Raw genomic sequence first — 22,886 nt, forward strand, 5'->3', positions numbered from 1 at the left:
CGGTACAGCAACCCGTCTCACTCCTCGAGCAATGCCGACGGCGCAAGCGACCGAGACGGAGCCACGAGATATGCGGCACGTTCCCCGTCGTCGCCCGGTACCAGCAGATCGGCGATCCGGAGCCACTGGTCGCCGTCGACTCGAACGGCCGACTCGAGTCGAACCGCGCTTCCCGGTTCGATCTCGTCGCCGCCCGCCATCGGTCGCTCCTGTGGCTCGAGGCCGACACCGAACGCCCGCGTCCGGACGGCATCGGGTTCCTCGAAACCGAACGCGCGGACCTCGGCCTCGAGATCGGCCTCGACGGCGGTCACCGACTCGACGTCGGCGGTCACCATCGCTGCCGCGGAGCGAAACGATTGGGTCACACCGACGTGTGCACGGCGTTCGCGGCCGCCTTCGCCGTCGACGACGAACGTTCTGGTGAGGCTCCCGTAGTAGCCGTCGGGGCCGCGGGGTGTCGTCTCGAGAACGATCGGTTCGGCGGGTCGAAGCGGCACGTCCGCGGTGTCGCCGTCGGCGTCGGCAGCGTTCGTCGAGGGCGTGTGCCCGGGGTCGGGGTTGACGGCGGTGTTGCCCGCGGGAAACGCGCCCGCGGCGACGATCCCTTCGTCGACGGCCGTCCGCAGTCGACGTGGCGTCACCGCCTCGCCGTCGGCGACGAGTCGATCGCCTTCGACGGTCGCGTCCGTGAGCAACGACGCGGCTCGACGGAGTCCGGCGGCCGCGGCGGTCTGTGCTGTGGCGATTCGGTCGCGTTCGCCGTCGGTTTTCGTCGCTCGAGCGTCGTCGAAGACGGTCGTCGAGGCGAGCTCGAAGCCGGCCTCCTCGAGGTAGAGCGCGGCATCGTGGGGCAGCCACGGTGGCGCCAGGACCGTCCCCGACTCGACGTTCTGGCGGTCGGCCAGCTGCGAGGCGAGTTCGCGGGCCGGAGCGGCCGACGTGTCCGTCGACGTGACGGTGAGCCACTCCCCACTCGTCCCGTCGTACGCGACCGCGGTCGGGGCCCGATGGCGGTCCGTCGGCGGCGAACCATCGTCACCGGCCGACAGACAGTACCGAACCGTCGGATCGCGACGGAAGCCCGCGTGGACGACGGCGACCGCATCTCGACGCTCGAGTTCGGCGGTGACCGCCGACTCGAGGTGCGTGGAGACGTCCGAACGGTCCTCGGAGACGAGTTCGGATGACGAGTCGGCGTCGGTCACGGTGCTTCGGCTTCGACCTCCTCGCCGTCGTCGACCGGCTGCTGGGCCTCCTCGACTAACTCCTCGAGTGTCATATCCGTTAGTTCGTTCCGCAAGAGGACGTCGATCGGGAGTGTCGGCGCACCGTCGACCAGGTTCTCGAGGAGGACGAGCCGTTCGCGGGCCCGGGACATGCCGACGTAGAAGACACGGCGTTCGTTGTCGGTCAGGACGGGGACCGGCGAGGTGTTCTTGGTGAACTCCTCGACGCCGGGGACGTCCTCGGGATCGTCGACGGTTGCGACCATCTGCTCGACGACCTTCTCGGTTAAGTCGGTGCCGACGATGACGTGGTCGGCCTCACGACCCTTCGCGGAGTGGATGGTACCGACGCGGACGCGATCCGTGTCCATGCCGCAGTACTCGCCGATCGCAAAGTACGAGCGGACGCTTTTCTTCTGGAAGTTGGTGACTTTCCGGACCATGTCGGCCGCCGAGGCGGGACCGGGCATGAACGGCACGTGGTCCTGGACGACCTCGACAGGGATCATCAGTTCCTCGAGGTCGTCGATGCCGGCCTCCTCCTGGCGCTCGTCGATGGTGTCGAAGAGGTCGTCGCGGTCGTTGGTCCCAAACGCGGACTCCTGGAGCATGTCGGCCAGTCGGCGGGCCTGTAGGCCGGTAACGTCTTTCCCCTCGTCGATGGCCTCGACGGCGCGGACGTACTGGGTGAGCCGGTCGGTCCACATCCGTTGGTCGGTCAGCGAGGTAAAGGGGACACCCTCAGTGATGAACTCGTCGATGAACTGGAACATCTGGTAGCGCGCTCGGAACAACACCATCACGGTACCGTCGGTCTGGGTGAGCGTCCGCCGAACGTTTCGGACGACGTCGAGCATCGAGGCGTTGGCCCGGGCCTCGACGGTGCCGCCTTCCTTGCGGGGTTTGAGGTCCTTGTCCTGGCGGGTCTCGATGTGGCGGATCTCCTTGTTGACCGCGTTGAGGACGTTCGAGGGCAGTCGGTAGGAGTTCGGGAGAATGATGTCCTCGTCGACGTCCTCCTCGAGCAAGAGCGCGGGGTCGGCACCCTGCCAGGAGTAGACGACCTGGTCGTCGTCGCCGGCGATCAGCACCTGCTCCATGTGTGGTTTCCACTCCTCGTAGACGTCGTACTGCAGCGTCGTGATGTCCTGGAACTCGTCGATCACCAGGTAGTCGACGTTCGGGAGCAGGGAGCGTTGCTGGACCCGCTCTAGCATATCAGCGAAGCCGATCTTACCCTCTTCGCCCTTGTAGGAGCGCCAGCCACGGATGGCTTCGGGGACGTCGATCCGGTCGTCGTCGGAGGGCCAGGTCGGCGTGTACTTGTTCCCGTCCTGGGCGTTGGGGTCGATCTCCGGCGGTAGTCGGACCTCCTCTTCGTCCCACTGGAAGGGAACGTCGTACCAGTCGGAAACGTCACGACTGGTCCGCTGGAGCCACTGACTGGTCGCGATCACTTTGTTCCCGATCGTCGTCGATCGGGCGGTGCGACGGCCGGCGCCGCTGTACTCGTCCTCATACTCGAGGCCGTACTCCTCACAGAACTCCTCTTTGTCGGACTCGCCGATGACGTCGCTCCGGGAGAGATCGAGCAGTTCGTAGGCCTTTGCGTGCATCGTACAGACGTTGCCCTGCAGTGCGCGCGGACTCTCGCCGAGGCGCTCGGCCAGTCGTTCACGAACCTCCTGTGCTGCTGCTCGCGTGTACGAGACGACGAGGATATCCCGGAAGGTCACGCCCTCCTGTTCGAGGATCTCTTCGACGTGATCGAGTAGGGCCGTAGTCTTCCCGCTGCCCGGCCCACCGAACAACCGGGTCACCTTCGTCTCCGTAGTAGCCATTATCCCTGTACAGGGTCGCAACACCCATAAGTCACGTGGGTTTTCGGCGACAGAAAATCGGCGAGAATCGAACGACGGCGCCGGGGTGATAGATGGAAACCAGTGACGGAGGGCCGGTCGACGATAGGCCGGCACACCCGTGGTCTGGCTTCGAACGTGTCGGAACGTCGTACAGGGCTCCGTATCAGGTGTTTCGCGACGAGCGGGCAGTCCTGACTTCGGCACCATCACGGATCTTGTCCTGACAGTCCGGGCAGACTCGAGGGTCCTCAACGTCGCGGGGGGTGAAGACACGGGCGTACGCATCCGTTACGAACGCACCGCAGTTTTGGCATTCCGGCATAGGTACTCCTTAGCCAGCGGTAAGGAACCAGGATAGTATAATTATTTTGGATTTTGTGTGTTGAAATTACGGCTGTTCGGACGACTACGGTCTCGTCTATCGAAGTCAACGACTTCGACGGGCGTCGACTACGGGCCGAAAAAACAGCTGGTTGGATTCGGTATGCCGTCTCCTACGGCGTCGGTTCCCACCCACAGACGGTACAACTGGTGGCAGACGTGTCGTGGAGACCCCCACAGTCGGGACACTGCTTCTTGTTATACTCTTGCTCCCACCCGACTCGTTCTACGGTGTGCCCGCGGTCAGCGAGGAACTGGTCGATGACGTCGTCACCGCCGTCGTTGGGTGAGGTTGCCATAGGTGTGTGAATGTATCCCATAGTATTAAACGGTGGGGTTGACACCCAGATCTGCCTCAATCGCGGAACGTGTTCGGGTGCCGAACGAACGCGACGACGATCGGTTCGACCCGCGAACTTTTCTCTGTCTCGACCGTAACCCCTGCCATGAGCGACCTGCGCCTCGACGCGACGCAACTCGATCGCTACTCGAGACACGTAATCATGGACGAGATCGGCCCCGAGGGCCAACAGCGCCTGCTCGAGGGGTCGGTACTGGTCGTCGGCGCGGGCGGACTGGGGTCGCCCGCGATCCAGTACCTCGCAGCGGCCGGGGTCGGTCGGCTGGGGATCGTCGACGACGACGTCGTCGAACGGTCGAATCTCCAGCGCCAGATCGTCCACGGCGATGGCGACGTTGGCCGCCCGAAAGTCGAGAGCGCGGCCGACTACGTCACGGCGTTGAACCCCGACGTCGACGTCGAGACCCACGAGACCCGGATTACGGCCGACAACGTCGCCGATCTCGTGAGCCAGTACGATATCGTCCTCGATGCCAGTGACAACTTCGGGACCCGATATCTGCTCAACGACCACTGCGTGCTCACCGGAACGCCGCTCTCTCACGGCGCGATCTACCGCTTCGAGGGACAGGTGACGACGTTTACGAACGAGCGTGGCTCCGACTCCGACGAATCACCGCCGTGCTACCGCTGTATCTTCCCCGAGGCACCCGAACCCGGCACCGTCCCCGACTGTGCCACGACGGGCGTCCTCGGCGTTCTCCCCGGGACCGTCGGCTGCATTCAGGCGACGGAGGTCGTCAAGTACCTCCTCGGAAAGGGCGAGTTACTCGAGGGGCGCCTGCTCATGTACGACGCGATGGACATGAGCTTCGAGACGGTCGACGTGCTCGCAAACCCTTCGTGTCCGGTCTGTGGCGACGAACCCGAGATCGAGTCCGTCGAGGACGTCGCCTACGAGGGGAGCTGTGAGATCACGGCCGACTGAACGGCCGGAACGGCGCGCGCTGTCGATCGTGTTCGAGCGAGCGCGAGAACCGATCGATACCATCGTGCGAGGGACGAACGAGGGAGCGAAGCGACCGAGTGAGTCGGCTGGGGAGGACGTGGAAATCCCTGTTGCCACGAAATCGAGCGTCGAGAAGCGATCGTTTCCGTGTCGGCATAGCGTGACACGAAGCCGTCACACCCATTCGTACGGTCTGCTGTAGCCACGTCCTGCCGATCGCCAGAAGAGAGCCAGAAGAGAGCCAGAAGAGGTCGGTGATCGTCGATACATCGGTACAGCTATATCAGCCAATTCGCCGGTTCTCCGTCTCGAGTGTGATCACGTTTCGGGACGATGACTCGAGCGAGCCACGACGGTCCACGTCTCGTGGTCGTACTCGAGACGAACAGCGGTCACACTCGCGTTCCGAACGCCGTCAGCTCCGCAACAGCCCGCCGTCGATCGGCACCGAAACGCCGTTGACGAAACTGGCCCGAGGGCTCGAGAGGACGGCCACGATATCACCCAGCTCCCGTGGTTCCCCAATACGGTCTATCGGGATGTCGGTCGCGAGATCCTCGAGTCCCTCCTCGTAGTCGTCGTAGACGCCGCGTTCGACACGCGCTTCGACGAGTTCCTCGATACGAGGCGTCTCGATCGTCCCCGGCAACACGGCATTGACCCGGATTTCGGGCGCGAACTCCCGCGAGACGGTCTTGACGAGTCCGATCACGCCCCGGCGAACGGAGTTCGACAGCAAGAGCCCGTCGGCGGCCTCCCGGACCGTCCGAGAGGTGATACAGGTGACCGTCCCATAGTCGGAGTTGAGGAGATGCTCGTAGGCGTTCTCGAGCGTCCAGACGACACTCATCACCAGCAGGTCGTAGGCCTGGTACCAGTCCTGTTCGTCGGTCTCGAGGAAGGTCGTACTCGGCGGCCCGCCTGCCGACGTAACGAGGTGATCGAGACCGCCGAAGGCGTCGACCGTCTCGGTGACGAGCTGGGACACGTCGTCCGGATCCGTGATGTCGGTCGGCGTCGCCCGCACCTCGCCGGTCGCCGTCTCGGCGAGTTCCTCGCGAGCGTCCTCGAGACGCGCCTCGTCACGACCACAGAGCATCACGTTCGCACCCTCCTCGGCCAGCGCCTGTGCGCTTGCGAATCCGAGGCCGCTCGAGGAGGCTGTCACCAGTGCGCTGTTGCCGTCGAGATCGAGATCCATGCGAGATACCACAGGGAGGAGCTACAAAGTCCCGGTGTCGGAGGCAAGGAGTTCGTCACGTCCCGCCGATCGCCGACCCCGCGTGGCGAGCGACCGTCAGTGACGACAGGAGACCGTATCATACGGACTACTGTACGTCGGTACCGTCGCAACCGCGATCCGGGCTGCGGTTGCGTCGGTACATCGTTACAGGGATCCGTATCAGTCGGCGCCCAGTCCCTCGAAGTAGATCGCCTCGCGCTCGTCGGCCGCCGGCGTCGTCACCAGCGAGACCGCGACGGTGACGACCAGCCCCAGCCCCATCCCGACGAGGCCGGACGACCAGCCGGCGTAGGTCGCGGGAACGACCGCGAGGAAGAGACTCGAGAGATAGAACAGTTGGCTCGCGAGGATCCCGGCGGTGATCCCGGCTCGAGTCGTCCGGCGCCAGTAGAGTGCGACCATGACGGGCAGCGCCAGCTGTGCGAACCCGCTGAAGGCCGCATCGCCGAGTTCGAACAGCGTCGCAGGGTTCCAGAGGCTGGCGAGAAACGACGCGGTCGCGAAGACCACGACGCCGATGCGGGCGATCAGATCCTCCGTGCGCTCCGAGATCGTCCGATCGATGAACGGCCGGTAGAGATCCCGGGTGAAGTACGACGACCCCGAGAGCAGCATCGAGTCGGAGGAAGACATCATCGCGGCCATCGCGCCGGCGATGACCAGCGCGGCGAACCAGACCGGCGTGTACTCGGCGAGGATCATCGGAAGGACGTTGTCCCCGCCGGCGATGTCGGCCTCGATGCCGAGGCCGAGGGCCCACGCGCCGAGCAAGAACGACGGGACGAACAGCAGGACACAGAGGATCGGCCAGAGGACGAAAGAGCGTTTGAAGGAGGTCCTCGAGCCGGCAGTGAAAAAGCGCTGGTTGACCTGTGGGAACATCGCGACGCCGAAGCCGATCACGATCGCCGTCGAGAGCATCCACTGAGGTGTGTAGTGGTCGCTGCCGAGTGCCAGATGCTGAGCGGCTTCGGCCTCGAGCGCGGCCGTCGCGACGCCGGGACCGCCGACGGCGGCAAGCACCCACAGCATCGCGACCCAGGTGACGACGAGCATAAAGGCTCCCTGGATAGTGTCGGTCCAGGCGATCCCACGCATTCCGGCGACGACGACGTAGAGGATCATGAACGCGGTGATCAGTCCGGCGCCGACGGCGTAGGGAACCGCACCCTCGGTCAGCGCCTGGAGAGCAGTGCCGGCGCCGACCTGCTGGAGCATGACATATGGAAAGAGCCACAGCAAGCTGATTCCCGCGATGAGGCCGCGAAGCCACGTAGCGCCGAAGCGGTCGCCGAGCATCTCGCCCAGCGTGACGTAGTCGTACTGGCGACCGAGCAGCCACTGCTTGTAGCCGATGACATACCAGAGGATCGCGAAGATGATCCCATCCATCAGTCCCATAACGAGCACCCACTCCGGTCCCTGCTGGTAGGCGACGTTCGGGCCGGCGAAGAAGGTAAACGCCGACAGCAGGGTCGCGAAGGTCGTAAACAGCAAAACGATCGTTCCAAACGTCCGACTCGCCAGGTAGAAGTCCTCGGCCGTCCGTTCGGTCAGCCGGTAGGCGACCAGCCCGATCACCAGCGCCAGAAGCAGGTAGCCAACGATGATCCCGAGTTGAAGCGTCAGCGTCACGGACGATCACCTCCACTGGCCGGTCGCGACGGTCGTTTCGATGATGCCGCGTCACTCGAGTCGACGCCGCTGCTTGCGTCCTCGGATGCGGTTTCGATTCCGATCCCCCACGCACGCTGGGTGAATAGCCAGAAGACGAGCGACGCGAGCACCATCCAGCCAATGTGCCACCAGAGCCACAGCGGGACACCGGCGACGACCGTCGCGTCGTCCCAGAGGAACCACGGGATCGCAAACACACAGAGGACGACCGCGACCGCGATCCAGCCGACGAGCTCCAGACGGGGCATATCCGGTCGTTGGGATCGACGTTGGTAACCGTTTCCCTTCAACGATCTCGATTGAAGAACTTCAGCTATCGTCCGCGGAAGTCGGCAAGAACCGGGAAAGCGGCCGTGTTCGCGTACCGACACGCTTTTTATCCGAGATCGGAAATTCGGCCGACCACGATGCAACGAGCAATCGCTTCGCGGTGGTACTGATACTGTCGGACAGCAGTCACTGAAGAGAATTCGCCGGACGGAAGCGGCAAATGCTCACAATAGTTCTGTCCGACAGTATGAGGTTCTTTGGGTTCGGTCTCGGTGAAGTAGCTGTCATCTTCGCCGTATCACTGTGTCTCTGTGCGCTGGCAACGTCGCTTGCAATGGAATCGATCGCCCTCTTCCTGCTGGGGATCGTTCTTCAACGATCGGCTCCCCTCCCTGGCGATCGGGGTACAGCGGTCAAGTAGTCCGTCTGACCCGCGCAAAGTCCAAACTAAAATCGCTCTTTCAGGGAGGAAAAAGCGTATAGGGGTCGCCAGGAGACTACCACTCGAGCTGACATGGCCCGGCTGTTCCCGTTCCGGTCCGATCCCGACGACGAGGAGGGACAGCCACGCGTCGTCGGCCTCGAGGGTGAGGACGCCGACGCGGTTTTTGGCGCGCTCTCCTCGACGACGGCCCGTCGGATCTACGCCCGCCTCGACGAGGAGCCGGGAACGCCGAGTGACGTCGCCGACGCGGTCGATTCCTCGATCCAGAACGTCCGCTATCACCTGGAGAACCTCGAGGACGCCGGGCTGGTTGAAGTCGTCGACACGTGGTACTCCTCGCGGGGCAACGAGATGAGCGTCTACGCGACGACCGACGGGCCGCTGATCGTCACGAGCGACGAGTCGACGGCCAGTCGCCTGCGGGAGGCGCTCTCGCGGTTCGTCGGTGGGATCGGCGCGCTCGCCGGCGGGAGTTTGCTGGTCCAACACGGACTCACCCGGTGGGCCGAGTCGGCAGCCGAGGAATCGAGTACGGACGTGCCACCGGCGGGAACGGACGAGACGGCCACAGAAGACGACGGCGAGACCGCCACCGGCGACGCGGACGAACCCGACGGAACCGGGACACAGGAAACCGCTCCCGATTCCGACGACGTCGAGACCGAGGACGAAGCGGAGTCGTTCACCGCCGATACCGACGAGGAATCAGAATCGGAATCGGAATCGTTCGACGCCGATACCGGGGACGCTCCGGCGGCCGACGACGGAACCGCCGACGCCGCGGCCGACGGGAGCGCGGAGATGGCAGAGGTGCTCGTGTCGACGGTCCCCCCTGGACTGCTCTTTTTCCTCGGCGGACTCGTCGTCCTGCTCGCTGTCATGGGCTACCAGTACTGGTACCGACCGCGGTACTGACCGGGAATTTTCCGTACAGGTCAACAGCTATTTCCCCGTCACGATCCAAAAGCTACATAAACCGATCGCGGCGCCCGCGGTTGCGGGCCCGCACTCACGAGGCCAGATCTATGGAAGACACATCGAAGTATCTCATCCACGCCGACGTTACGGCTGACGGGGTCGTCGAGCGGAGCGACGTCGTCGGCGCTATCTTCGGTCAGACCGAAGGCTTGCTCGGCGACGAACTCGATCTCCGCGACCTCCGCCAGTCACAGAAAGTCGGACGCATCGACGTCGAGATAGCGAGCACCGCCGGCCAGTCACACGGCCATCTGACGATCGCGACCAGCCTCGACAAGGTCGAGACCGCCACGCTCGCCGCCGCCCTCGAGACGATCGATCGGGTCGGACCGTGTCGGGCCGACCTCGAGGTAACCGAGATCGAAGACGTCCGCGCGGCAAAGCGCAAGGAGGTCGTCGAGCGGGCGAAGGAACTGCTTCAGACGGGATTCGACGATTCGGTGATGACCTCCGAGGAGATCCTCGCGGAGGTCCGCCAGCACGTCCGCGTCGAGGACATCACCGAGTACGAAGGATTGCCCGCCGGCCCCCGGGTCACCGACAGCGATGCGATCATCGTCGTCGAAGGCCGTGCCGACGTTCTCACGCTGCTCAAATACGGTATCAAAAACGCCATCGCGGTCGAGGGGACGAACGTCCCCGACGCTGTCGCCGAACTCACCAACCACCGGACCGTCACGGCCTTCCTCGACGGCGACCGTGGCGGTGATCTCATCTTAGAGGAACTCGCACAGGTCGGCGACATCGACTACGTCGCCTTCGCTCCCGCGGGGACGTCCGTCGAAGACCTCGACCACCACGAACTGTTCGGGTCGCTTCGGAACAAGGTCCCCTACGAGACCGTCTCGGAACTGAACGAACCCCGCGAGGCCATCGCCGCGACCGACGGAAGCGCGTCGCCGGCACCGGCACCGACCGACGACGAGACAGCCGACGGGAGCGAAAGCGACGAGCCCCCCGACTCGAGTTCGAGTCCCGGAACGCCGAGTCCGGCGACTCCGGTTCCAGACGTCACCGACGACCACCTCGACGCGGCGGAAAGCGACGATAACGACACCACCTCGACACCGCGATCGGAGTCACGGTCGGACGTGGCGCCTTCGGAACCCGCCACCGAGACCGAGTCGGGGGACACGTCGGCCGACTACGAGACCGTCTACGGCCACGCCAACGAGATCATTCGCGACCGGACCGACCGCGTCCGGTTTCTCGATGACGACTGTGACGTCGTCGACGAGGGCGACGCGAGCGACGCCTACGCAACCCTCACGGAGGTCGACTCGACGCCGACGACGGTCGTCCTCGACGAGATCCTCGGACAACGACTGCTCGATCTGGCAGCCGACCGTGGCGTCGAGCGGATCATCGCACGGTCGCTCGGCCAGTTCACTAAGCGGCCGACCGACGTGCGGATTTACGCGATCGACGACGTCGCCGAGGAGCCGCCCTGATACGCACCGAGGGGCCGTGATTTTCTCTGTCAAGCCGGCGTGCTTCCGAGATGTTGATAACCGAACGCGACCGAGTTTCGACTGTCATGTCCCCACCGCCGCTTGCCGCAGTCGTTCTCCTCGGCGCCTGGGCGCTCGCGCTGTTTGCAACGACGAGCGCCACAGCGTACTACCAGTGGCGCGCCAACGGCGGGATGGACGCCACTGATTATGGCTATCGGTCTCACTCGCGACCGCAACGCCAGACGCCGTCCGACGAGCCCACGTCTCGAGACCGATCGTCCCACGAGACGGCAGATCGATTCGGTTCCGTCTCGGACGACTGAGACGGACTGCTGTAATAATCGTTACAGCAATCCGTACTGTTTTCCGAGACAGAACCTCGAGTTCGATCCACGTCCTGCGGCGAGCTAGCCGAGGATCGCAAACGACACCACCAGCAGGGCACAGACCAGCGCGCCCGACAGCGTCGCCAGGAAGTTCACGCCCTGGTTCCCGAGAACGGTTCCCTCGAGGGTCGCCCCCAGCAGGCTGTCGACGGTCATACCGACGACGCCGGCGGCGACGATGATCGCTGCGCCGACGGGTGTGACCGCGGGAAAGAGCACGTAGGAGATGCCGGCGACCACGACCGCGCCCGCGATACCGGCGACCTCGCCCTGCCAGGTGACGCCGCCGTCGGTACCGGGTTCGACGGGCTCTAAGGTGGTGATCAGCCGTGGCGTATCGAAGACGCTGCCGATCTCACTCGAGAGAGTGTCGCTCATCGCAGTGGCGACGGAGCCGGCGAACGCGAACAAAAAGAGGTTGGGATCCGGATCGCCGGGCAGCATCGTCGCCGAACTGGCCGCATAGCCGAGGACGGCGGCGATCGCGACTGCAGCGTTACCCAAGACGTTGCCGCTGCCACGAGCGCCGTCGTTGTCCTCGGCGACGCCCAGTTCCGCCTTTTGCTCGTACCGGAACTTCGAGGAGAGTCCGCCGATGGCGAAAAAAGAGATCAGTACGATAAACCAGCCGTAGCCGCCGAGGACGATCGTCAACAGCCCAAGCAAAATGCCGGTGAGCATCCCCGCGATCGAGGCCGTCTCGAGGGCGTAGGAGACGTATCCCAGCGCGACGGTGACCGCGAGTGCGGCAGTGATCTCGCCGGCAGTCAGTGAAAGTGCCGGCTCGAGTTCTGCGAGCAGCCACGAGAGGAGTCCAACGGCGAGCATGACGACGGGATCGTCCTGGGCGAACAGGACGTCCCGGAGCAGGGCCGCGAGCAACGCACCACTGGCCCCGAGAAAGACCATCGTCGGGATCGCCCCGGAGAGCGCCTCGAGTGAGTTGCCGTCGGTTACCGCACGCGTTGCGGCCTGGCCGGCGACGGCGCTGCCGGCCGCGACGGTACAGAAGACCGCGACGAGGGCGACGTCGTGATCCGTCCGACCGCGAGCGAGGCGCTCCGCGAAGTTGCCGTAGCCGACGAGCAAAACGGTGCCGACGAAGACTGCGACTGCCATCGTCGTCGTGACGGCGATGAGTCCGAGCGTCGCCGCGGCGAGGACGAGCGTAATGAGGCCGTAGAGACGGCCGGCTTTGTAGTCGCTCGGATAGGCAAGGAGGTCGAACAGTGGGCCGTCGGTCACGGCGACCGCCCCAAGGACGATGACGGCGGCGATCGCGGCCCCGACCCAGGGACCGCCGAGAGGAACGGCGAAAGCGAGCGTACAGAGGATCGCGAACACGCCTGCTCGCCGAACGGGTGCTGTCACGATATCGGGTCCTTTCTGTGGAGTTCACTTGAAGGTTCGTGAACCACGCTGTAGCCGTTCTCAGGCCGTTCAACCGACCTGACACGGGAGCTACGTTTTGATACGCTACGTGGTATTTCAGTGTCGCCCCCGCGATTCCGCGAGAGTGGTCACAGCGAGGAGACAGTCTCCATTCCATCGTTGTCTGCAAGAACCCGAAACCCGTATGCCACCGGACCGGAAACCAACTCGCGTGGGTCTGTACGAACAGTATCTCGCGACGCGAATCCGGCGCCACGAGGGGGCGCCACCCGACCACATCGCGCTCGTGATCACTGAACGCGACCTCCTAGAGCGGGGCGCGTACGAGACGCTGACGGACTTTTTCACGTGGGCGTTCGAGTACGCCTCCCAGGTGACCGTCTACGTGAGCGTCCTGGATGCGGCCGCAGTACCAGCGCTGCGTCGCGAACTCGAGGCTCTCGATACACCACAAGAGATCGCCGTCCGTGGTCCGGACGACCGAACGCCCGCGGATGCGCCGATCCGCATCGGGATCGGTCTCGGCGGCAAACACGAGTTCACCAGTGCAGTCCGAACGCTCGCCCAACAGGTCGAAGACGGCGACCTCGAGCCCGACGAGATCGACGACCAGCGGGTCGAAGATCACCTGATATTCCCCTCGGAGCCGGATCTGGTGATCAAGACCGGCGCCGAGCGCCTCTCTGATTTCATGATCTGGCAGTCCGTTTACTCCGAACTCTACTTTACGGACGTCAACTGGCGGGACTTTCGCAAACGCGACTTTCTGCGGGCGGTTCGGGAGTACTGCAATCGGTCACGGCGGTTCGGCCAGTGACATCCCTCTCGCTGTTCAAAGATAGCCTCGTGACTCGGGCAAGAAACGTGGTCCCTTATACTGTCGGACAGCAGTCAGTGAGCCGTCGGTCGCGAACGCGCGGCCGTCACCGTCGGGACGGCCGCAGTCGCGCGACCGATCGTCGAATCGTGCTGTCCAACAGTATTAGTCGGCGGTTTGGCCGCTTTCGGAACCCTCGAGCTGGTCGCCTTCGATCGTCTCGAACTCGTCGGGATCGGGCCGTTCGCCCGTCGGCAGCGAGTCACGGAAGCGTTCGACGACCGACCGAGCCTCCGTGAGTTCGGTATCGCCGACGGCTCCCAGCAGGGCCAGCGCCCGGCGGGCACGCGTCCGTCGCCAGGACTCCTCGCGGTGTTCGTACGTTCGAATGCCCCGCAGGAAGTCGGTCTTCGAGAACTCAGGCCAGTACGGCGTACAGAAGAAGACCGCCGCCTCGTTGCCGTTGGCGTGCCATGGCAGGAAGTTCGAGGTTCGTTCGTCCCCGCCCGTTCGGATAATCAGATCGACGTCGCGGACTGGCCGCGCATAGAGGCGGTCTTCGATCGTCTCGACGTCGATCTCGTCGGGCTCGAGGCCGCCGGCTTCGACGTCGCTCGCGACGTCACGGGCCGCCTCGAGGAGCTGTGACCGGCCACCGTAGGCCAACGCGATGTTGAGCACGAACTGGTCGTACTCCTGGGTGCGTCGTTCGGCGTAGTCGACGGCGTCTCGAACCCGTTCGGGGAGCCGACTGACGTCGCCGATCGCCCGGATCTGGACCTCGTTGTCGTGGACACGATCGGCGTCGGCGAACTCTCGGAGTTTCTCACAGAGTAGATCGAACAGCGCCTCGTTTTCTTCGTCCGGACGCTTGAAGTTCTCCGTCGAGAACGCATACAGCGTCAGCTCTTCGACGCCGATATCCTGACACCACTCGAGGATCCGTTCGGTTGTCCGGGACCCCTCGCGGTGGCCCTCGGGAGCGTCCTCGCCCTTCCGGCGGGCGTACCGCCGGTTACCGTCCATGATCACTGCGACGTGTGTCGGTGCACCGGAAATCTCACGAGTGAGCAACTGCTCGTACGCATCGTCGACACGCCGCCGGAGCCACCGCTTCATCGAACGGGGAAACGTCATCGATACCTATGTGTCTTGTGTGGGAAACGAGCGCATGAGAACGCCTGCGACCTCGGAAAAACCGTGACCGCTATCCGTCCGGACGTGTTCGTTCCGGACAATGGCAGACGCGATCGACGACGATCTCTATCGGCGAACCAAGGCACTGCTCGAGCCCGGCGACATAGAACTCAACGGGGCGATCGTCCACACCGACTACGACGGTCAGGAAGACGTCCAGATGATGCAGGCGACGATCGACGTCGGTGATATTATCGCCCAGCACTCGGGCCACGACCCGACCGACTGTTATGTCTACTCGGGGAACGACGACACCGACTTCTCCTCGAACCAACACCAGGGACTGACCTTAGACGACGAGGAGTTCGTCTGGGAGTGCCAGCAACTGCTCCGTGACGGCTCGTTCGACATCGTGATCTACTACCGGGCCAGCGCCGACCACGAGGCGATCCTCGAGGACATCCGCGACCTCGGCTACGACGTCACGGGCGTCGAAGGGTAACCGTTACTCTCCGGTGGTCGGACCACTTCCGACACCGGCGAAGAACGATAATACGGACTGCTGTAACTGACTACAGTAGACCATAAAGCCGCAAATATTGCTGCAACACGAGGGCCGCGAGTATTCGTCGTAAACTGACTCGGCGTCCGGGCCGCTTATATTCGGCGCATCCCGAGATTCACTATGAGCACTGGCGTCGGCCTCACGGCACGTGAGCGGGCGGTCGTCAACGCTTTCCAGGACGGCTTTCCCATCACGGACCGGCCGTTCGAACCCACCGCGGCCGCCGTTCGCGATCGCGGGGTCGAGATCTGCACGATGACTCACGGCCACAGTGAGGACGAGTCAGTGTCGTATCGACGCCAACACTGATACTGCCGGACAACACGATGCACACACCGATCGCACTCGAGACGCGATCGGGTGTGTATTGACTGTTGTCCGGTAGTATGAAGCCACTCGCGAGTGACACACGACTGACAACAGCCACCATGATCCCACTCCTGCACGACTTCGAGGGCGCGACGGTCCTCGTCTTCGGCGGCGGTCCGGTCGGGGCTCGAAAGGCCCGCCGGTTCGCCCGCGAAGCCGAGGTGTTCGTCGTCAGTCCGTCTTTCGTCGACCGGGAGTTCGGCTCGGCCGAGTTGATCCGGGCCGCTCCCGAACCGGACGCAGTCGATCAGTGGCTCGAGCGAACCGAGCCCGCGCTGGTCGTCGCCGCGACCGACGACGAGACGTTCAACGAGGCCGCCGAGGACGCGGCTCGAGCGCGGGGCACCCTCGTCAATCGCGCGGATCGGGCCGGAGAGCGCGAGCCGGGCAGCGTCGTCGTCCCCGCGACCGTCCGTGAGGACCCCGTCGTCGTCTCGGTCGCGACCGGGGCCACGGCGCCGGCGTTGAGCAAGTATCTCCGGAGAGAATTCGAGGAGACGCTTGCCGGTTCAGGCGAGATGGCACGGCTCTGTGCCGATCTGCGTTCGGAGCTCAAATCACGCGACGTAGCCCCGGAGCGGCGCCGGGAGATCGTCACTAATGTCGTCAATTCTCCGGACGTTTGGACAGCTTTACGTACGGGTACTTCTAACTGTGGACAAGTGATAGAGGACGTGCTGGGGGAGGAGCTGTCTACTGGAGGTGATCGATCGTGATTCCGGCCGGGGTCGTGACCGCCGCACGAGTGACCCACGAGAGTGGGAGCGTCGACGATCTCGCCGTCGCCAGTCCCGAGAGCCAGCGGGCCGGCGTCGCCGAGCTCCTCTCGGTTCCGGACGTCGAGGAGGCGTACGTACTCTCGACGTGCAACCGCGTCGAGGCGTACGTCGTCGCCGCCGACGGTGCCGTCGGTCGGGCCGCTCTCGAGGAGTTCTTCGCGCCGGTCGACGACGACGCCGTCGTCGTCACTGACCACGACGGAAGCTTACGCCACCTGCTGTCCGTCGCCGCGGGTCTCGACTCGGTCGTATTGGGCGAAGATCAGATCATCGGACAGGTACGGACGGCCTACGAGGACGCCCGCGACGCCGGCGGGATCGGTGAGATGCTCGAGGCGGCCGTGACGAAGGCGATCCACGTCGGCGAACGCGCCCGAACCGAGACCGAGATCAACGAGGGCGTCGTCTCGCTTGGCTCTGCGGCGACGAAACTCGCCGCCAGAAACGTCACGCTCGCGGGTGCGAGCGCGCTCGTCGTCGGCGCCGGCGAGATGGGACAACTCGCGGCACGGAGCCTCGCCGACGCCGACGTTGACGAACTCGTCGTCGCGAATCGGACGGTCTCGCACGCCGACCGTCTCGTGAACGAACTCGACGTCGACGCCGATGCCGTCCCGCTGGAGTCGCTGTCGACGGTCGCCGAGGAGGCCGACGTCGTCGTCGCGGCGACCGGCAGCACCGAACCGGTCCTCGAGCCACAGCATCTCGAGACCGACGGTGGAACGGATCGAAACCGGGTCGTCGTCGACCTCGGCCAGCCCCGGGACGTTGCGCCCGCGGCCGCCGACTCGCCGGCGGTCACCGTCTACGATCTGGACGATCTCGAGTCGATCACCGAGGAGACCCGCGAGCAGCGTGCCGACGCGGCCCGCGAGGTCGAGTCGATGGTCGACCACGAGTTCGACCTCCTCTGTGAACAGTACAAACGCGCTCGCGCCGACGAAGTGATCGCCGCGATGTACGAGTCGGCCGAGCGGGTCAAAGAACGGGAAGTCGAGCGGGCCCTCTCCGAACTCGAGGGCGACGCGTCCGCCGACGAGCAACGGGAGGTCGTCGAGGCGATGGCCGACGCACTTGTCAACCAACTGCTCGCGCCACCGACCAAGAGCCTGCGGGACGCAGCGGCCGAAGACGACTGGAGTACGATCCACACCGCGCTCCAACTGTTCGATCCGGACTTCGGCGACGACGGGCCGATCGCCCCGTCGATACAGAGTAGCTCGAACACCGGAACTACGTTCGAGGCGACCGACGACGATTAGGGTCGGCCTCGAGTCAAGACCCTCGAGTCGATTGGGGCCATATTCTATGATCGAGAGCGGCGCTACCGGAAAGCGCCGTCAGTGCCAGAGCTTCGTGGCGTCGACGACTTCGACGTCGTCCTCGGCATCGATTTCCAGGATTCGCCCGACGAGATGGGCCTTGCAGTAGTACTCCGTCGTTTCGATCCCGGTGTGCTCGTTTCTTATAACGAGCTGGCAGGTGCCGTCGTTCTCACAGTTTCCTGACCGGTCACACATCGCACTGCAACCACGTACTGCGTTCGTCGGTAAGTCGTTGTCGGTGGTCGAAACCGGTGTCGGCGCTATGGTAGCGACTTTCGGATCTCGTCTCGAGCGACCCGCCTACGGCACAATCATTATTTGATTGGGTTCCGTTCGCCGGAGTATGGCCGACCTGCTTTCCGACGACGAAATCGAGTCTCAGTTACCGGCTTCGTGGAGCCGCGATGGCGACGAGATCGTCCGTACGTACGAGTTCGATGACTACCTCCGGGGCGTCAACTTCGCGCAGATGGTCGGCGAGATCGCCGAAGCACAGTTTCACCATCCCGAGATCGTCATCCGGTACAAGGAGGTCGAGATCCGGCTAACCTCCCACGAAGAAGGAGGGATCACGGAGCAGGACATCGAGATGGCCGACCTGATCGAGTCCGAACGCGACGCCTAAATCCCGATGGACGGACGGTACGTCTTTCGCGTCACGTGTCGACTCGAGCCCGAACGGCCGGGCATCTCGGTCGAGCCATCGACGGCCGAGACGACCGTTACCGTCTCTCGCGAGGCGCCAGAGCCGGGCACCGAGGGCTGGCTGTTCTTCCGAGATACGCTCTGGCGCGGTCAGGTCGGCGACGACGAATACGGCTGTCAGCTCGCCGAAGAATGGCTCGGCGAGCCAGTCGAGTCGATCGCCTTTCAGGAACTCCAGGTCGACGAGGCGTACTTCGAGTCGCTGAAGGAGGCGATCGCGGACGACCTCGAGGCGTTCAACGCCGAGACCGTCTCGGAGGTCCTCTCGAAGTACCTCGGCTCGAGTATTAGAGTGACCGACGGAGGGTAGGGCCAGTCCGGATCGAGCAAGGCGATACCTCTTTACTCGAGACGTTCGTATCTAGATGTCCGATGGACGACGAGTACGACTTCTGGCTACTCGACCTCGACGGGACGCTCGTCGACGTCGAGTGGTCGTACACGCGGGAGGTGTTCGACCGAGTCGGCGACCGACTCGGATACGAGTTCACCGATCGCGAGGCCGATATCATCTGGAGCGGGCTGACCGGCTCCAGGGACCGACAGCTCCGGCAGTGGGGGATCGAACCCGACGAGTTCTGGACGGTCTTTCACGACGAGGAAGACCCCATGGTCCGGGCCGAACAGACCTACCTCCACGACGACGCCGACTTCGTCACCGACCTCGAGGAGCCAGTCGGGTTGGTGACTCACTGCCAGGAGTTCCTCTGTGAACCGGTGTTGGACACCCTCGGGATCCGTGACTGGTTCGACTCGCGGCTGTGCTGTACGCCGGAGACGGGCTGGAAACCCGACCCGGAACCGGTCTATCGCGTGATGGACGATCTCGGTGTCGCGGACAACGGCCACGAGGGCGTCCTCGCGGGCGACGGCGCAAGCGACATCGGCGCGGCCTGGAACGCCGACCTCGACGCGATCCACGTCGAACGCGTCGGCCACGAGCGCCGGGGCCGGTGCGTCCGTGGAGACTACCGCGTCCGGTCGTTCGAAGAACTCTTCTAGATCGACGAATGTCTCGAAAATAGACGCTAACAGCCTCGAGCCACGGAATACCGAAAGGCCTTCAGGAACCCGGTTGCTGCGTTCGGTAGAGACCGATGAAGTACTGCCTCAACTGCGACTGGAGCCTGAGTGCGACCGACGAGCCATCAGACCGGACCCGATCGCGCGAGGCGATCGAACACCACGTCGAGACGGGCCACACGATCGACTCGAGCGACGGCGTCGTGCCGCCGCGGCTTCCCGACGTTCCGGACGAGGTTCTCGTTGGTGACCTGCTGCCACACGCAAAAGGCGACTGATCGGCGCTGTCGGCTGTTCTCTCTTCTGTCCGTTTCCGGTTTAGCGGTCGGTTCGATCCGACCACCGCGTCACTGGTAGTGACGCTCGAGGTACTCGACGATCGCCTCGCTCTCGTGTAGCGTCTCCCCACGGGACGTGTCGACGAGAAACGGGATCGAGTCCTCGCTGCCCAGATCCAGCATCGCCTGCTGAGTCCGCTCGTTGAGCGTGTCACCGCCCTCGGCGCCCGGACGGCGCGGGTTGTGAATTACGTACGAGACACCAAGCCCCGTAAGCGTCTCCCGGACATCGGTGCTGTTCGGACAGCCTTCGGCCTGATACAGTTCGAGCACGGTGGCTGTACCCTCGTCACTCGCGTCCGTAAGCGTTGGCCACGGCTACGCAACGGTCACGTCGTGAGCGATACTCGAGGACGGCGTCGAGTCGGTTCAGTGCGAAGACCGGCTCACTCGAGTTCTGAACGGTTCCCTGCCGGCTGGAGTTCGTCGTCGACCAGCGTCTCGTAGGCGCGTCGAAACCGTTCGGACAGCGCCTGGTGGGAGATTCCCAGTTCGTTGGCCAGTTCCTCCATCGAGATCCCCCGCGGGATCTCGAAATAGCCGTGTTCGAGTGCGGCCTCGAGGGCTTCCTGCTGTTCGGGTGTCAGTCGTGTCTCGGAATCGGCGACGCCGGTGACGTCGCTGACTCGCCGCAGGTCGACGGAGAAGCCGGCCGCCTCGAGTCGGTCGTAGGCATCACAGAGGGCCTCACGGTCGCGAAATCGGACCTGGACCTGCCACCAGCCGTCGGTGCCCCACATCTCGAGCAGCGAGCCGCCGTCGGCGAGCAGTTCGTCGCTGAGCCGAGTCGTCCCGTCCACGAAACTGACGTCGTACAGCAGTCTCGATCCGGTTTCGACGAGGAGTTCGTAATCCTCGACCGATGGGTCAGCCTCGAAGGCCGCCGCGGCCGTCCCGCGGTCGACGCCGGCGACCCACAGCGAGGGACGCGTCTTCGAGACCGACGACTCGAGTTCGAACGTGGCGTCGGGTGCGTACTCGAGAGCCGTCCCCAGTGTCGTCTCCGCAGCCGCAAGCCGAAACTCGGCGATCGTGGACATCATACCTCGTACATCCTGCTCGGGTAAAAATCGCTGTTCCGACGGTCGTGACTGTCGGTTACGCTGATATCGAGGGGGGAGAGACGTGGGTCGACGAGTGACGACCGACCCTCAACAGCCCCAGAGCCGTCGAATCGCGGTCAGACGTCCTCGAGGTCGCCGTCGAGGACCCCCTCGAGTTCGCGAACGCCTGTCTTGGACGTCCGATCGGGGGTGGCGAGAATACGAACCGGCTGTTCACCGACGGGGACGAAGCCGAGGTCGAGTCGGTCGGCGGTCTCGCGAAGCCCGAGGGCAACGTCGGCGTCGCCCGCGATAACCGTCCGAGCGGGACTTTCGTAGGCCCGCAGCCCGAGTTCGAAGCCATCGATCGCCTCGCGGAGCTCGCTGGCGCTTTCGTCCCGATCGGCCGCGAGCTCGTCGAGAGTCGCCTCGAGGCTCGAGCGCAGGCCGGAGTCGGTCGTCCGATTGACGAATTTGAGGTCGCGATCGACCAGATCACCCAGCCCGTCCAGCTCGTGGGGGTTGCCGGCCTGGACGATCAGTCCCCACTCGCGATTCCAGCGGCCGAGTTCGTCGGCCTCGAGATCGCGATCGAGCGGCCCCGCGACGACGGCGACGTCCGGGACGCCCTCGCGGAACCGACGCACGCCGGGTCGGCTCCCGACCGAGAGGTATCGGGGGTTCTCGAGGCGGTCGAGCAATCGGTTCAGCGTCGGATCGTCCTCGCCGACGCCAAGCAGCGTCGGCGGTCGCACGTCCGGCGAGAACAGGCGGACGGTGACGGATTCGCCGGCCTCGAGGTAGTCGGTCTCGGGACCGACCTCGACGACGCCGTCGGCCTCGGCGAGGCTGGTGGTCGCGCCAGACCCTTTGTCGACCGGGTAGACGAGGGTCTCGCCGTCGCTGTCTTCGACCAGGCCAACGGGCAACAGGCGCATCCGGCCTTCGCCGTACCGTTCCTCCCTGGCCATCGTTCCGGAGACGGTCGCTGCCTTCGGCTCCGGCAGGCCGGCAGCTTCGCGAATCGCAGGCGCAACGAACGTCCGGAAGACCATCATCGCGGAGACGGGGTAGCCGGGAAGGCCGACGTACGCCGAATCGTCCAGTCGGCCGACGAGCATCGGCTTCCCGGGCTTGACGCTGACACCGTGGAGCAGCAGTTCACCTTGTTCCTCGATGACACGGTAGATGACGTCGACGGCACTCGCGCTGGTCGATCCCGAAGAGAGCACGAGGTCACACTCGGTGGCGGCCTCCCGCAGGATTCGTTCCATCTCGTCTTGCTCGTCGCCGGCGTGGGGGTAGAGCACCGCCTCGCCGCCGGCGTCCTCGACCCCGGCAGCGATCGTATAACTGTTGACGTCGTAGATCTCGCCGCGCTCGCTTGCGACGTCGCCGCCGGGACGGACGAGTTCGTCGCCCGTCGAGACGATCCCGACTTTCGGTGGTGCACGGACGGGTACCTCGTCGATCCCGAGCGCCGAGAGCAGCCCGATATCCCGGGGCGTGATCGTCGTCCCGGGACCGAGCGCGCGCTCGCCCGCGGCGACGTCCGCGCCGGCGAACATGACGTTGTCGCCGGGAGCGACCGACGTTCGAATCAGTACGTCACCGGTGTCGTCGTCGACGTCCGTCCGTTCGACCGGTACCATCGCGTCCGCTCCCGACGGCATCACCGCACCCGTCGAGATCTCGGCGGCCTGCCCGTCCTCGAGGGAGACGTCGGGTTCCTCGCCGGCGTGGACCTCCCCAACCACCTCGAGTCGGGCGGGATCGGCCTCGTCGGCGCCGAACGTGTCCGCCGCCCGGAGGGCGTAGCCGTCCAGACTCGCCCGGTCGAAGCCGGGGACGTCGAGTTCTGCGTCGAGTCGTGCTGCGAGCACTCGACCGCGGGCGTTCTCTAGCGAGACACGCTCGAGTCCGCCTTCGAGTGACAGCGAGTCGATCGCCGCGTGTGCCTCCTCGGGTGAGGCAAGATCACGAAACTCCTTGCGTTCCATACCCGCAGTTGGCGGGCCGGGGGTAAAAACGTCAGTCGAAGACGACACAGGAGAGGGCTCGGTCGATACGGTCGGCCCCCTCGCTTCTATCGGCATACCTATCAGATTCTGGGAGGGTAGAGATGGTGAACGATGATGGTATAACACCACGGGAATGT

Annotated in this window: 24 protein-coding genes and 1 pseudogene; 13 read left to right on the plus strand and 12 right to left on the minus strand. The window is 64.6% G+C overall.

Annotated elements, in window-relative coordinates:
* Nucleotides 1-17: 17 nt before the first annotated feature.
* The 3 genes from RBH26_RS08505 to RBH26_RS08515 all read right to left on the minus strand — a co-directional run bounded on the left by RBH26_RS08505 (nt 18) and on the right by RBH26_RS08515 (nt 3,771).
* Complete coding sequence (locus RBH26_RS08505; protein ID WP_306757775.1) at nt 18-1,208, minus strand: M24 family metallopeptidase; 1,191 nt, start codon at nt 1,206-1,208, stop codon at nt 18-20.
* Nucleotides 1,205-3,070 carry an ATP-dependent helicase gene (locus tag RBH26_RS08510; protein ID WP_306757776.1) on the minus strand — a complete coding sequence of 622 codons (1,866 nt, stop codon included), beginning with the start codon at nt 3,068-3,070 and terminating at the stop codon, nt 1,205-1,207. The genes RBH26_RS08505 and RBH26_RS08510 overlap by 4 nt, the downstream gene beginning before the upstream one ends.
* A gap of 515 nt (nt 3,071-3,585) precedes the next feature.
* Nucleotides 3,586-3,771, minus strand: coding sequence for an HVO_0416 family zinc finger protein (locus RBH26_RS08515; RefSeq protein ID WP_306757777.1), 186 nt, complete (start codon nt 3,769-3,771; stop codon nt 3,586-3,588).
* Between the two features lie 147 nt (nt 3,772-3,918).
* Here RBH26_RS08515 and moeB point away from each other — a divergent pair, with 147 nt between their 5' ends.
* Entirely contained in the window at nt 3,919-4,761 is an 843-nt protein-coding gene (gene moeB, locus RBH26_RS08520; RefSeq protein ID WP_306757779.1) for a molybdopterin-synthase adenylyltransferase MoeB, read from the plus strand.
* A gap of 436 nt (nt 4,762-5,197) precedes the next feature.
* On the opposite strand, the gene RBH26_RS08525 is transcribed toward moeB, so the two are convergent.
* The 3 genes from RBH26_RS08525 to RBH26_RS08535 form a co-directional block, all read right to left on the minus strand.
* The gene (locus tag RBH26_RS08525) at nt 5,198-5,983 is read right to left on the minus strand and encodes an SDR family oxidoreductase (RefSeq protein ID WP_306757780.1); all 786 of its coding nucleotides are present in this window, start codon (nt 5,981-5,983) and stop codon (nt 5,198-5,200) included.
* A gap of 201 nt (nt 5,984-6,184) precedes the next feature.
* Entirely contained in the window at nt 6,185-7,660 is a 1,476-nt protein-coding gene (locus RBH26_RS08530; RefSeq protein WP_306757781.1) for a sodium:solute symporter family protein, read from the minus strand.
* Nucleotides 7,657-7,950, minus strand: coding sequence for a DUF3311 domain-containing protein (locus tag RBH26_RS08535; RefSeq protein ID WP_306757782.1), 294 nt, complete (start codon nt 7,948-7,950; stop codon nt 7,657-7,659). The genes RBH26_RS08530 and RBH26_RS08535 overlap by 4 nt, the downstream gene beginning before the upstream one ends.
* Nucleotides 7,951-8,486: 536 nt before the next feature.
* Between RBH26_RS08535 and RBH26_RS08540 the strand changes: the two genes are divergently transcribed.
* The 3 genes from RBH26_RS08540 (at nt 8,487) to RBH26_RS08550 (ending at nt 11,172) form a co-directional block, all read left to right on the plus strand.
* Nucleotides 8,487-9,332: a helix-turn-helix domain-containing protein gene (locus RBH26_RS08540; protein WP_306757783.1), complete on the plus strand. Its 846-nt coding sequence runs from the start codon at nt 8,487-8,489 to the stop codon at nt 9,330-9,332.
* Nucleotides 9,333-9,442: 110 nt separating this feature from the next.
* A complete protein-coding gene (gene dnaG / locus RBH26_RS08545; RefSeq protein ID WP_306757784.1) occupies nt 9,443-10,846 on the plus strand; it encodes a DNA primase DnaG in 1,404 nt (467 codons plus the stop codon).
* An 86-nt stretch (nt 10,847-10,932) separates the two neighbouring features.
* On the plus strand, nt 10,933-11,172 hold the full coding sequence (locus RBH26_RS08550; RefSeq protein ID WP_306757786.1) for a hypothetical protein: 240 nt from the start codon (nt 10,933-10,935) through the stop codon (nt 11,170-11,172).
* An 84-nt stretch (nt 11,173-11,256) separates the two neighbouring features.
* On the opposite strand, the gene RBH26_RS08555 is transcribed toward RBH26_RS08550, so the two are convergent.
* A complete protein-coding gene (locus RBH26_RS08555; protein WP_306757787.1) occupies nt 11,257-12,606 on the minus strand; it encodes a DUF92 domain-containing protein in 1,350 nt (449 codons plus the stop codon).
* Between the two features lie 232 nt (nt 12,607-12,838).
* On the opposite strand from RBH26_RS08555, the gene RBH26_RS08560 reads away from it, so the two are divergent.
* Nucleotides 12,839-13,444, plus strand: coding sequence for an undecaprenyl diphosphate synthase family protein (locus tag RBH26_RS08560; protein ID WP_306757789.1), 606 nt, complete (start codon nt 12,839-12,841; stop codon nt 13,442-13,444).
* 165 nt (nt 13,445-13,609) lie between these two features.
* On the opposite strand, the gene uppS is transcribed toward RBH26_RS08560, so the two are convergent.
* A complete protein-coding gene (uppS, locus tag RBH26_RS08565; protein ID WP_306757791.1) occupies nt 13,610-14,563 on the minus strand; it encodes a polyprenyl diphosphate synthase in 954 nt (317 codons plus the stop codon).
* 118 nt (nt 14,564-14,681) lie between these two features.
* Here uppS and RBH26_RS08570 point away from each other — a divergent pair, with 118 nt between their 5' ends.
* The 4 genes and pseudogenes from RBH26_RS08570 to hemA all read left to right on the plus strand — a co-directional run bounded on the left by RBH26_RS08570 (nt 14,682) and on the right by hemA (nt 17,556).
* Nucleotides 14,682-15,083 carry a DUF5778 family protein gene (locus RBH26_RS08570; RefSeq protein WP_306757792.1) on the plus strand — a complete coding sequence of 134 codons (402 nt, stop codon included), beginning with the start codon at nt 14,682-14,684 and terminating at the stop codon, nt 15,081-15,083.
* A gap of 183 nt (nt 15,084-15,266) precedes the next feature.
* A pseudogene (locus tag RBH26_RS08575) lies at nt 15,267-15,395 on the plus strand (Lrp/AsnC family transcriptional regulator); the annotation flags it as partial.
* A 179-nt stretch (nt 15,396-15,574) separates the two neighbouring features.
* A complete protein-coding gene (locus RBH26_RS08580; RefSeq protein ID WP_306757793.1) occupies nt 15,575-16,231 on the plus strand; it encodes a bifunctional precorrin-2 dehydrogenase/sirohydrochlorin ferrochelatase in 657 nt (218 codons plus the stop codon).
* Entirely contained in the window at nt 16,228-17,556 is a 1,329-nt protein-coding gene (hemA, locus tag RBH26_RS08585) for a glutamyl-tRNA reductase (RefSeq protein WP_306757794.1), read from the plus strand. The genes RBH26_RS08580 and hemA overlap by 4 nt, the downstream gene beginning before the upstream one ends.
* 78 nt (nt 17,557-17,634) lie before the next feature.
* Here hemA and RBH26_RS08590 read toward each other — a convergent pair whose 3' ends face one another.
* Complete coding sequence (locus RBH26_RS08590; protein ID WP_306757795.1) at nt 17,635-17,814, minus strand: hypothetical protein; 180 nt, start codon at nt 17,812-17,814, stop codon at nt 17,635-17,637.
* Between the two features lie 148 nt (nt 17,815-17,962).
* Between RBH26_RS08590 and RBH26_RS08595 the strand changes: the two genes are divergently transcribed.
* The 4 genes from RBH26_RS08595 (at nt 17,963) to RBH26_RS08610 (ending at nt 19,625) form a co-directional block, all read left to right on the plus strand.
* The gene (locus RBH26_RS08595) at nt 17,963-18,244 is read left to right on the plus strand and encodes a 4a-hydroxytetrahydrobiopterin dehydratase (protein WP_306757796.1); all 282 of its coding nucleotides are present in this window, start codon (nt 17,963-17,965) and stop codon (nt 18,242-18,244) included.
* 6 nt (nt 18,245-18,250) lie between these two features.
* On the plus strand, nt 18,251-18,634 hold the full coding sequence (gene lwrS / locus RBH26_RS08600) for an LWR-salt protein (protein ID WP_306757798.1): 384 nt from the start codon (nt 18,251-18,253) through the stop codon (nt 18,632-18,634).
* A gap of 62 nt (nt 18,635-18,696) precedes the next feature.
* Nucleotides 18,697-19,326 carry an HAD family hydrolase gene (locus tag RBH26_RS08605; RefSeq protein ID WP_306757799.1) on the plus strand — a complete coding sequence of 210 codons (630 nt, stop codon included), beginning with the start codon at nt 18,697-18,699 and terminating at the stop codon, nt 19,324-19,326.
* Nucleotides 19,327-19,421: 95 nt separating this feature from the next.
* On the plus strand, nt 19,422-19,625 hold the full coding sequence (locus RBH26_RS08610) for a hypothetical protein (protein WP_306757800.1): 204 nt from the start codon (nt 19,422-19,424) through the stop codon (nt 19,623-19,625).
* Between the two features lie 69 nt (nt 19,626-19,694).
* Here RBH26_RS08610 and RBH26_RS08615 read toward each other — a convergent pair whose 3' ends face one another.
* The 3 genes from RBH26_RS08615 to RBH26_RS08625 form a co-directional block, all read right to left on the minus strand.
* On the minus strand, nt 19,695-19,958 hold the full coding sequence (locus RBH26_RS08615; RefSeq protein WP_306757801.1) for a glutathione S-transferase N-terminal domain-containing protein: 264 nt from the start codon (nt 19,956-19,958) through the stop codon (nt 19,695-19,697).
* 113 nt (nt 19,959-20,071) lie between these two features.
* Complete coding sequence (locus RBH26_RS08620) at nt 20,072-20,725, minus strand: helix-turn-helix domain-containing protein (RefSeq protein WP_306757987.1); 654 nt, start codon at nt 20,723-20,725, stop codon at nt 20,072-20,074.
* Between the two features lie 140 nt (nt 20,726-20,865).
* A complete protein-coding gene (locus tag RBH26_RS08625) occupies nt 20,866-22,728 on the minus strand; it encodes a molybdopterin biosynthesis protein (protein WP_306757803.1) in 1,863 nt (620 codons plus the stop codon).
* Nucleotides 22,729-22,886 lie beyond the last annotated feature (158 nt).

It is taken from the genome of Natronolimnohabitans sp. A-GB9 (assembly GCF_030848565.1).
In the GTDB taxonomy this organism is placed as follows: domain Archaea; phylum Halobacteriota; class Halobacteria; order Halobacteriales; family Natrialbaceae; genus Natronolimnohabitans.